We start from the raw sequence: 10,766 nt of genomic DNA on the forward strand, positions 1-10,766 counted from the left end.
AAGGACTGCACCGGCGAGAAGGTGAAGATTGCCAGGGCTTTATCCATTGTATTTGTCATTGGTTCCATCCTTTCACCCCCACTACATTGCCCATCTTTAACCATCTTCGCAGTTCAGTGTAATCATGAGTATCGCCCGCCAGTTTTGCCGGCAGCAGGGTGAACAGAAGATGGTATCCTTCCGTGGTTTTGAACACCCTCGCCCAAACCGGCGAAGCCTGCCGCGGGCTGATACCTCCCAGCCAGTTTTGTTTGGGGAAGCGGCGCATCAGGTCGGCTACGGCCTCTACCCCATTTCTGGCGTTGATTTGGCTCAACAATCGTATTTCGGCATTCATGGCTGCAGAGGGAAATTCGGTAGGCTCTTCGGGTAATTGCGTCACGGCAATTCCTTTCTCGCCAGCCAAAGCTTGAGCCTGCCGAACCGCAGAGCGGACAACAATTTGAATAAATTTCGTGATTTCAGATTCGTTTTTTGGGAAAACCGGCACTAATTGCGGGTCACTGCTTTTCACCACCTGCAGACTGCCCATGCCGCGCCGTGAGCGCAGTCCCACCCCGCCCAAAGTCAGCGCCAGGTTGAGCGCCATGCAGGCATTCGCCCAGATCAAATCCGGGCAGGTTGGGCGCGCGCTCATCGTCAAACGGAAGGTCTGACCGGCATCAAAAGCATTTCTGCGCCCGGCAGACTTATGCGGCAGAATGGGGTGGGAAGACCACTTTAAGTTCCCGCTGATGCGCAGGCTGATCGGCGAGCCGCTGTCCGTACTGCCAAATACGGCCTCCTCCAACGCCCGAACCGCACCCAGATTTTTATCCCCCACCACCCCGCCGAGCGCGGCGCGGTACCAGTAGCGCATCGCCCCGCGAAACGAGGGCGGGCGCAGTTCCGGCGGCTGACCGCTGCGCGGGTCGCTGCCGCCCAAAAACAGCGGCGTTACCGTCATCAACTCAATTGCTACCTTCCGCATGCTTTACTCCTTTCTCCGGTTTAGAATACTTTACCGCAAGGCGTGACCCGCCGCTACGGTAAAAATGACCAATTTTTCTTAGGAACTTTTTCCTAATCCTCTCCGCGAAACAACGGGGCAAACTCGGCAATGAACACGGCACGGTTGACCGGCATGCCCAGCCAGCCCTCGCAGGCGCGGTACACCGCCGTCAGTTGATTGGCCACCGTGCGCGGGCTTTTTCCCAGCCGGCGGGCAAGCGCGGCATTATCCAGCCCCTCGCGCACCAGCAGTTCCGCCGCTCGGCGCTGAGCTTCCGTCAGGCGTTCGTTCCAAAATACGCGCTTGCGGCGCAGGCTCTCCCCGTCACTGATCTGAGCGTGCCGGCGCAGCGCCTCCCATGGATCGGTTGATTCTTGCAGCAGCAGATGTGCTGAAGCCGCCTCGTCCCAGCGCAAAAAGGGAACCTCGACCACCGTAAAACGGTCCTCGGCCGCCGGGTGCAGTCCCTTGACCGCCCCGCCCCACGGCGCCGATGAAATCATATGCCAGATGCGGTCCTCGCGCCCAAAGAGCAGCTGCGCCGCCACCATGCCGAAAACCGCCATGGTCTTACGCCCGCTCACCAGGCTGAGGTGTACCCGCTGACCGGCAAAGCGCGCCGCCCGAATGTGCGCATACAGCGCGCGCAGCAAAGCCCAGATATCGGCCTGCGTGGCAATATCCAGCACCGGGCGGTTGTTTTCGCTGAGCGGCATCAGGCGCAAACGCAGCCCCGGGTAGGCAACTGGAAACTCCCCGGCCAAAGTTTGCGCCGCCTGCAAAATGGGCTGCGCCTGTGTATGAATGACGACCACCTCTTCTATCGGGTAACCCTGCTGCAAAAGCCAATCCAACAGCCAGGTAACCCCCTGCGGCTCGCTGCTAAGCGTGGAAATGAGAAGATCACCCATGAATTACATTTTGTAATTACATCACCGATTCAGAAAACAAACCCAAACAAAACCAGTTTAGCCAAAAACCCGCCCTTACGCAAGCCAAAGGGACGCCGAATTTTCGGAACGCACGCATAAACCCTGCCAGTCATTTTCGCTCATAGAGCAGCCTGCCTTTTGTTAGAATTTCGCACAAAAAGGTATCTTTCTTTTGGATAGCAGCCTGTACTTCTGCGGGTGTCTTTACAACCAGATCTACCGGAAAGGCACGCGGCCGCATCAATCGAGAAACCAGCAAAAAACGCTCCGCCGCCGGCAAGTCAGTATCCATGATAATCAGCAGATCCACATCACTGTCGGGCGTCGGATTGCCATGTGCGTACGACCCGAACAAAATGATTTTATACGGGCGCAGTTCGCGCACCAGCCGCTCCACCACCTGCGGCAGGCTTTCAGCGACCGGCGGAAAACCGCGCGGCGCCGTTTTCTCATCCAGCCATCCTTCTTTCACCGCTCAAACCTCCAAGTGGATTATAACCCCAATCCGGCTAAGAAAAAGAATGTTTGGATGGGCAAACAGCCAGGAAGAAATGACCGGTCAGGATGAACTTCTCTCACCCTTGACGGTAACGTTTAGGTATTAATTCCTAAGCATTTTTAGGTATTTCTTCTGTTTGTCCGTGCACCGAAATCTTATATAATGAAAGCAGTTCGTTGTTTTCGGCCGCTTTGGCCGCTTCAGTGGGGATTGGTTCACAGGAGGTTTTCATGCCGTTGAATCTGGAATATACCGGTCATCCATTTTACGATGTCGGGCTGGCGACGCTGACCGCCTTTGCCCGCAAACAGCATCCCGCCGAGTTGGAGCCGGCCGACCTGCAGGCGGCTGCCGACTACATGAAGAAGAACTACGTGGTCAACCCGCTCAAGTCCTTCCTGACGGTGGCTTTTCCCAATTCGGGTTTCACCCAGCCGGCTTACGAAAAACAACCCGAAAAGCGCGTGATTTATGCCGATGCCACCCTGTACGCCTTCAACGCTCCCGCCAGCGGGGAGCTCGACCCGCTCAACAGCCGGCCGGCGGCTGATGCGCGCTACGATGTCAAAGGCGAACTGCCGCCCGGGCGTGCTTTCCGCCAGCACCTGCCCCTGCTCACCGGCGAGGGGGTGATCAACTTCTTCCCCTACGGCGACGCCGGTCTGCCGCTTTCCGGGGTGAGCATGCTGGCCGTGCAGGCGCTGCCGCTGGGCTGCGCCAAGGTGAGCGGACGGCTGCTGGCCGTCCACAGCGATTCGCCCGCTCTGCTGCTCTACTTTGCGCGCACCTTTTTGGAAACCAACCGCCGGAATATCCAGCTGGCGCAAACCGCTGGCGATTCCAAGCTGCCCGAAACCAGCCCCTATCAGCCGCGCACCCTGCTGATTGACCTGCTGCACGCCGCCGTCCGTCAGGCGGAAGACCGCGCCGCTGACCAACCCCTCACCCTGACCGCCTACCACTTCACCAACAGCGGACAGGGCGCCGAGCTGCAAATTTACCCGCTGCCCCTCGAAGTGGGCGCTTTCCTGCGCGCCGCCGCCGGCCCCGCCTACCGCGCCCAGTGGGAGGCTCTGGTGCAGCGCGGCTGGCAGCTTCCCCGTAGCGGGAAGGAGAATCAGCCGCACTACAATCGGCTCTACGAAGACCTGTTCAGCCTGCCCGATGCGGCGCCCGTCTTCCTCCGCCGCTACTTCTTGCGCCGCCCGGCCAGCCGCAAAGACAAACTCGACCCCACCACCGAATACGACACCCGCCGCGAGGCAAACCTCATTTCCTGGTCGCTGACCGAACTCTTCTTAAGAAAGGTGATGCAAATGGAAAAAGAACGCATTGACTCAATCCGCTCGCTGGGCGATCAGCTCGCCCAATATGTGCTGCAAAGCAACGACCGCTCCTTCTTCAACACGTTTTGGATGGCGCGCAATTACGGACAGGTGCGCGCCGCGCTCATTCGTGCCTCGGCCCGTCAGGTGCGTAACCAGCACCCGCCGCTCATCGGGCTGGATCAATTCCTGAACGTCTTTGAGCAGTATGAGGACGTTCCCAACGGCGACTGGCGGCTGGGGCGCGATCTGGTGCTGATTCGCATGCTGGAACGGCTTTACGCGCAGGGCTGGCTGCAGCAGCACGCCGAAGAACTCCCCGAAGCCGAAGAAGACGCCGCCCAAGAAACCGATTAACCCAAAATACTCAATCCTTTCACCCATTCACAGGAGGAATTCAGCCATGTCTTTCGTCACCGGTTTGATTTTGATTGACGCCCCCGCCTCGGCCCTCAACAATCTGGGCAACATCCCCGGCAGCCTGACCGATAACGCCGTCGGCGTGAAAGCCATCAACACCCGCGAAGGCGCCTACCCCTACGTTTCGGCGCAGGCCTTCCGCTACTGGCTGCGCGAAACGATCCGCGAACAGGTTGCCGAATGGCAAAATTCGCCCGTCTTTCGCGAAAAGAAAATTGCCTACACCGACGCCAACCCCATCCTCTACTGGGATGACGACCTGTTCGGTTACATGCGCGCTCCCTCAAAACAGACCGAAGCCGTTCAGCAGCGCGAACAGAGCGGGCTGGTTAGCAACGCTACCCCCACCGCCGAAACGGTCACCCGCGTTTCCCCCTTCCGCGTCAGCACCCTGGTTTCGCTCGGCCCGGTTCGCCTGATCAACGACTTCGGGGTCATGGCGCGTCAGGAGGGCGACCCCGTTCCGCACGAGCATCAGTTCTACCGCGCCACGCTGCAGGGGCTGTTCTCGCTTGATCTCAACGCCGCCGGCACCTTTACCTATGCCGACCGCACCGGCTACCTCAATCTGGATGAGCCGCGCATCCGCCTGGCAGAACAAAAGCAGCTCCAGCACCTGCCGGCGCTCAAAGCCTACCGCCTGCCGACCGCCGAACGCCTGCAGCGCGTGCGCGCTTTGTTCAGCGGCCTGGCGGCGCTCAGCGGCGGCGCCAAACAAACCCTGCACTACACCGATGTCAGCCCGGATGTGGTCTTTCTGGCGGTAACCCGCGGCGGCAACCACATCTTCGGCCACATCTTCACCGGTCAGGGCGAGCGCGCCGCGCTCAACCTGCCCGCCCTGGAAGAAGCCCTCACCGTCCACCGCGAGGACATCCTCTCGGATGTGTACGTCGGCTGGGTGCAGGGCTTTCAGGATGCCGAACGCAGCCGCCTTCTGGACGCGCTGCAGCACAGCCCCGCCCTGGCCGCCTGGCAGGGCCGCCTGCACGTGGATCACCCCCGCCGCGCTTTCGAGGCGCTCAGCTCGGCGCTGGAAAGCCACCCCGAGTGGCTGGAATGAACCGCGCAGGAGGCACGCCCATGCGCGTCCTGAAAATCACCGCCGAAGGGCTGACCACGTCCTTCCGCTACCCCTATTACATGATCGGCGTGCAGCCCACCTACGAGATGCCCCCGCCCGCCACGCTCTACGGCCACATTGCCGGCGCATTGGGCGAGTGGTTCGACCCGCGCGGCGTGCGCTTTGCGGTGCGCTTTTCCTACCGGCGCAAACACACCGAGCTGGAAACCACCTACATCCTCTCCGCCGCTAGCGGCAGCCTGAAGGGCTTTCCCAACACCCCCAAAACGCTGGAAGGCGAGGCCAACCCGCTCAAACGTGAGATCCTCTTCTTTCCGCGCCTGACGCTCTACCTCAACCGCCCGGAATGGGAAAGCGCCTTCCGCAGCCCGCGTTACGCCGCCTGTCTGGGACGCTCGCAGGACCTGATCACCTACACCAAGGTGGAAACGCTGGAAATGCAGCCGGTTGAGGCGGCCTATTTTGAAAACACGCTGCTGCCCTACGATTTCGTCCGTTTTAGCCTGGCCGGGCGCAGTGTGCTCATGCCGCGCTGGCTGGATACCACCCGCCAGCGTCACCCGCTTTTCGAGCGCTACCTCATCCTGCAGCGCCGCATTCACACCCGCAATTTAATGCTGCCCGCCGATGCCGCCCTGCCGCCCATTTATGCCGACCCCGGCGAGCCGCGTATCGAGGATGACCCGCTCGGGCTGGTCTTTCACACCTGGGTGGAGGATTGAGCCGTGCTGCCCCCCTGCCAGCCGCAAGGTTTGCACCATCTCTGGGCAAAAAGCCCTCCGCCCGGCAGCTCCGCCGGTCAAAGTCTGGCGGAGCATACCTGGCTGGTCCTGGCCCGGCTGGCCGACCTGATTCACCTGCGCCCCCATCTGCCGCAAACCCTGGGTGTACCGCGTTTGTGGCACATCCTCTTCTGGGCAGCCTGGCTGCACGATTTCGGCAAAGCCGCCCGCGGCTTTCAACAGGTGCTGCGCGGCAAAGCCCGCCGCTGGAACTACCGCCACGAGGTGCTCTCGCTCGCCTTTGTGGACTGGGCTTCCGCCGATCTGGAAGCCGATGAGCAAATTTTGCTCGCCGCCGCAGTTGCCACCCATCACAAAGACTGGCACGAACTGGACGACTACCGCACCCCGCCGGACGAAGACAGCGACCCGCTCCCCGCCATGCTCGAGGAGCTCGACCCCGCCGACATCCCCCTCCTCTACCGCTGGATCGAAACCTGCGCCGCTGCCTGGCGGGACGCGCTCGACCTGCGCCCCTGCGGCGTGGAAATTCCCTCCCTGCCCGAATTGCGGCAGGCACAGGCCGGCCTGCGGCCCAAAAGCATCCGCCGCCGGCTGCAGGCCATTCAGCAAACCGTGCTGGAATGGGAGGAACAGGCCTACCGCGCCGGCAGCCGTGAGGAGATGGCGCCGGTTTTCCGCCCGGCCATTGTACTGCGCGGCCTGATGATTCAATCCGACCACCTCGCCTCGGCCGGCAGCGATTCGCTCCCCGCCCGCATCGAAGCCGTCCCCGCTCTGCTGGCTGAGCTGCGCAGGCTCTCGCAAGGCAGCTTTCAGTTGTACGCCCACCAGCAGGCCGCCGCCCAAACCCCGGGCAGCGCGCTGCTGATTGCCCCCACCGGCAGCGGCAAGACCGAAGCCGCTCTGCTGTGGGCCGCCCATCAGCAGCCGCCGCGCCTGTTTTACACCCTGCCCTTTCAGGCCAGCATGAACGCCATGTTCGACCGCCTGAATGCCCTGCTGCCCGGGCGGGTGGGGCTGCTGCACGGGCGCAGCAGCCTCGCCCTCATGCAGCGGCTGATGGATCAATCCTACACCCCGCAGGAGGCCGCCCGCCTGGCGCGCCAGCTGAACGACCGCGCCGCGCTCGGTTACTACCCGCTGCGCGTCTTCAGCCCTTACCAGATGCTCAAGGCATCCTTTCAACTCAAAGGTTACGAAACCCTGCTCGCCGAATTCAGCGAAGCGGCTTTCATCTTCGATGAAATGCACGCTTACGAGCCCAGGCGTCTGGGAATGATTGCGGCTACCATCCAGTTTCTGGCGCAGCATTACGGCGCGCGTTTCTTCGTCATGTCGGCCACCCTGCCGCACATGCTGCGCCGCCAGCTGCGCCAGCGGCTGAACGACCCCCCCGTGCTGCGCGCCGAACCGCAGCTCTGCCGCCGCTTTCAGCGCCACCGCCTTCACCTGCTGGAAGGCGGCCTGCTGGACGAAGAAAACCTGCAGCGCATCTGCCGCAGCGTGCAGGCGGAAAACCTGCAGGCGCTGGTGGTGTGCAACACCGTCCAGCGTGCCCAGCAGGTCTGGGAACGGCTGCGCTCCAGCCTGCCGCCGGGCATTCCCCTTTTTCTGCTGCACAGCCGCTTTTGCATGCGCGACCGCCTGCGCCACGAAAACGCCATCCTTCAGGCGGCCGGGCTGGGCAGCCGCCGTCAGCCGCTGGTGGTGGTCGCCACTCAGGTGGTGGAAGTCAGCCTCAACCTTGACCTGGACGTACTGTACAGCGACCCCGCCCCGCTGGAAGCCCTGCTGCAGCGCTTTGGACGGATCAACCGGCTTGGCCTGCGTCCCCCGGCCGCCCTGTACGTCTTCACTCAGGATGAAAAGGTCTTCGGTTACGTCTATCACCCCCGCGAGCAAATCTCCCGCACGCTCGACCTGCTGAAGGAACGCACCGCCCCCGCCAGGCCCAACGGTTTGCTGCTGGATGAAAGCGCCCTGCCCGGCTGGCTGGATGAGGTCTATCAGGACAGCCTGCTGGCGCGTTGGGAACAGGACTTTGAAGCCTCATTGCAGGAATTTGAGGAAAACTTCCTCGCCGCCCTCAAGCCCTTTCATTCCGATCAGGCCCTCGCCGGGCAGTTCAACCGCCTGTTCGATTCGCTGGAGGTGCTGCCCGAAGCGCTGTACGACGAGTACATTCAGGCTCAGGAGGAGTACCGCTACCCGGATGCCGACCGCCTGCTGGTGCCGCTGGGCTGGTGGCAGGTGCAGCGCTTGCGGCAGATGGGCGTGGTCATGGAGGGGGATGAACGCCTGCCGCCGGTCGTCCGCCTGCCTTACGACGAAATACTCGGCCTGCAGCTGCCGGGCAGCGGGATGACCCCCAGCCCGCCGGACGCCGATCAGGCAGAGGATTTCGATTAAACGGCCGGCAGTGCGGCCGGTGGGGGATGAATCGGTCTATTGATCCAATGACTATACGAAATGGAGGAAACCATGCCCATTATTCAGCACCTTATCGTGGATGAATTTGGCGCCTTCATCGGCAAACACAGTGAACGCATCATCGTCACCAAGGGCGAGCAGAAACTTACCCAGGCCCCCCTCGTCCATCTCGAATCCATCCTCATCGCCAGTTCCGGCGTCAGCCTCAGCGCCGACGCCATCCGCGAATGCACCCAGCGCGGCATCCCCATCTTTTTTGTCAGCGGCAGCGGCAGCCCCTATGCCGCCCTCTACAGCGCCGGCCTGACCGGCACGATTGCCACCCGCCGCGCCCAGCTGCGCGCCTACGATACCACCCTGGGCCTGGATATGGCTCTGGCCATGGGCAGCGGTAAATTACAAAATCAGGCCAACCTGCTCAAGTACATCGCCAAGTACCGCAAAGAAACTCAGCCCACACTGTACGAAGAACTGCGCCGCACTGCCCTGGAAATTGAAGACCAGCTGGTGGAACTGGCCCAGTACCGCACCCTGCCCGAATTTCGGGAAGGCAGCCTGACCGTCGAAGCCGTGCGCGATCAGCTGCTCGGCATTGAAGGCCGCGCCGCCGAACGCTACTGGAGCGCCGTAACCCAAATTCTGCCCGAAAAATACGCCTTTCCCGGCCGATTGCGGCGCGGCGCCGCCGACCCGGTCAACTCGGCGCTCAATTACGGTTACGGCATTCTTTACGGTCAAATTGAACGCGCCCTGGTGCTGGCCGGTTTGGACCCCTACGCCGGATTTCTCCACGCCGACCGGCCCGGCAAACCTTCCATGACGCTCGACTTCATCGAAGAATTTCGCGCCGTCGTGGTGGACCGTACCATCTTCGGCATGGCCAACCGCGGCATCCCCTTTGCACAGGACGAAGACAACCGTCTGAGTAAGGACTTCCGCCGTCAGCTGGCCGAAGCCATCCTTAACCGTTTGGAAAGCAGTGTGGAATACGAAAACAAACGCCACCTGCTGCGCAATGTGATTCAAATTCAGGCGCGCCACCTGGCCGCCTGCCTGCGCGGCGAAAGACCCGCCTACCAGCCGTTCACCCTGGCGTGGTAACCGGCATGAAGGAGAAAATTCCCAATCTCATTCTGATTTACGACATCCCCGATGACGCCAAACGCACCAAAATTGCGGATGCCTGCCTGGATTACGGTCTTGACCGCATTCAATACAGCGCTTTTTGCGGCTGGCTGCCCAACAGCCTGCAGAATGAACTGCTCCAAAAAATCCGCCGCATTCTGGGCAAAAAGCCCGGCAATGTGCAGCTCATCCCCATTTGCAATGAGGACTGGCGCAAACGCAAAGTCATTGATCAAACCGCAAAGGAAACCTGAGCCATGCCTGTCGAAATTCCCGAAGAAGACCTGTACGAACTGCAGGCGCGCCTGCGCCGGCGGGATGAAGAAGCCCCGCTCATGGTCACCGACCTCAAACAGTGGATTTACTGCCGGCGCATCCTGTACTACCTGACCTGCCTGCCGGATGTGCGCCCCACCACCTACCTGATGGAAGTTGGCCGTCAGGAAGGCGAACTGGAAGAAAGCCGCGAACTGCGCCGCGCCTTCAGCCGCTACGGGCTGGAAAATGGGCGCAAAGAATTCCGCCTGCACCTCAGCTCGGCGCGGCTGGGCCTGCGCGGCGTGGTGGATATGGTCATCTGGCTGGATGAAGAGCAGCCGCCCGAGGTCATACCGGTGGACTTCAAATTCAGCCGCACGGTTGGCGCTCATGTGCAGCTGCAGCTGGCCGCCTACGCCCTGCTGCTGGAAGAAGCCAGCGGCCGCCCCGCCCGGCGTGGATTTATCTACCAGATTCCGCTGCGCAAGGCGGTTGAGGTGTCCTTTTCAGCTGCCCTGCGCCGCAAGCTGGAAAAAACCCTGCACGAGATGCGTCAGGTGATGCAGGGGGAGCAGCTGCCGCCGCCGGCTCGTAAATTTTCTCAATGCGCAGTGTGCGAGTTCCGCCGTTTTTGCAACGATGTGTCGCCGGCAGTGTAGTTTTCGCAAAACTCGCCGTTTTTTGGACAAAAAACGATTTGCGAAAATGGGAGGATTGCGTTTATAATCAAAAACAGAAAAAGGGCCGCAGAACCGCCCGAATTCGCGCGGAAAGCGAAAAAGCGGTAAAAAAACGGGCAAAAAACGGCGTTGCACCCCCTTCGATCCGCTTGTGGATACTGAAACATTCAATTCCGGCGACAAAGTCCGTTTCATAGCGAAGTTGCACCCCCTTCGATCCGCTTGTGGATACTGAAACAAAATCAATCCGTCCGGCTGATTGATTCAGCACAAAGT

General features: G+C 61.2%; 10 protein-coding genes and 1 pseudogene. 7 read left to right on the forward strand and 4 right to left on the reverse strand.

Features of this window, described 5'->3' with window-relative positions:
- Positions 1-55 precede the first annotated feature (55 nt).
- From cmr1 to ACWIZX_RS00305, 3 genes are all read right to left on the reverse strand, one after another.
- Complete coding sequence (cmr1, locus tag ACWIZX_RS00295) at positions 56-970, reverse strand: type III-B CRISPR module RAMP protein Cmr1 (RefSeq protein WP_322793835.1); 915 nt, start codon at positions 968-970, stop codon at positions 56-58.
- A 92-nt stretch (positions 971-1,062) separates the two neighbouring features.
- Entirely contained in the window at positions 1,063-1,902 is an 840-nt protein-coding gene (locus ACWIZX_RS00300; protein ID WP_448334436.1) for a CRISPR-associated ring nuclease, read from the reverse strand.
- 130 nt (positions 1,903-2,032) lie between these two features.
- Positions 2,033-2,395, reverse strand: coding sequence for a nucleotidyltransferase domain-containing protein (locus tag ACWIZX_RS00305; RefSeq protein WP_322792811.1), 363 nt, complete (start codon positions 2,393-2,395; stop codon positions 2,033-2,035).
- A gap of 257 nt (positions 2,396-2,652) precedes the next feature.
- Between ACWIZX_RS00305 and cas8a1 the strand changes: the two genes are divergently transcribed.
- From cas8a1 to cas4, 7 genes and pseudogenes are all read left to right on the forward strand, one after another.
- A complete protein-coding gene (gene cas8a1, locus ACWIZX_RS00310) occupies positions 2,653-4,104 on the forward strand; it encodes a type I-B CRISPR-associated protein Cas8b1/Cst1 (RefSeq protein ID WP_448334437.1) in 1,452 nt (483 codons plus the stop codon).
- Between the two features lie 46 nt (positions 4,105-4,150).
- Positions 4,151-5,230, forward strand: a complete 1,080-nt coding sequence (cas7i, locus tag ACWIZX_RS00315; RefSeq protein WP_448334438.1) for a type I-B CRISPR-associated protein Cas7/Cst2/DevR — start codon at positions 4,151-4,153, stop codon at positions 5,228-5,230.
- A gap of 20 nt (positions 5,231-5,250) precedes the next feature.
- Positions 5,251-5,973 carry a CRISPR-associated protein Cas5 gene (gene cas5, locus ACWIZX_RS00320; protein ID WP_448334439.1) on the forward strand — a complete coding sequence of 241 codons (723 nt, stop codon included), beginning with the start codon at positions 5,251-5,253 and terminating at the stop codon, positions 5,971-5,973.
- A gap of 3 nt (positions 5,974-5,976) precedes the next feature.
- Entirely contained in the window at positions 5,977-8,406 is a 2,430-nt protein-coding gene (gene cas3 / locus ACWIZX_RS00325; RefSeq protein ID WP_448334440.1) for a CRISPR-associated helicase Cas3', read from the forward strand.
- A 72-nt stretch (positions 8,407-8,478) separates the two neighbouring features.
- Complete coding sequence (cas1, locus tag ACWIZX_RS00330) at positions 8,479-9,528, forward strand: CRISPR-associated endonuclease Cas1 (protein WP_448334441.1); 1,050 nt, start codon at positions 8,479-8,481, stop codon at positions 9,526-9,528.
- Positions 9,529-9,533: 5 nt separating this feature from the next.
- Positions 9,534-9,737 (forward strand): annotated as a pseudogene (cas2, locus tag ACWIZX_RS00335) (CRISPR-associated endonuclease Cas2); the annotation flags it as partial.
- 72 nt (positions 9,738-9,809) lie between these two features.
- Positions 9,810-10,469: a CRISPR-associated protein Cas4 gene (cas4, locus tag ACWIZX_RS00340; RefSeq protein ID WP_448334442.1), complete on the forward strand. Its 660-nt coding sequence runs from the start codon at positions 9,810-9,812 to the stop codon at positions 10,467-10,469.
- A 67-nt stretch (positions 10,470-10,536) separates the two neighbouring features.
- Here the strand turns inward: cas4 and ACWIZX_RS00345 are convergent.
- Positions 10,537-10,766, reverse strand: a 230-nt coding sequence (locus ACWIZX_RS00345; protein ID WP_448334443.1) for a hypothetical protein, incomplete at its 5' end; no start/stop codon positions are given.

This window comes from Bellilinea sp., from assembly GCF_053501535.1.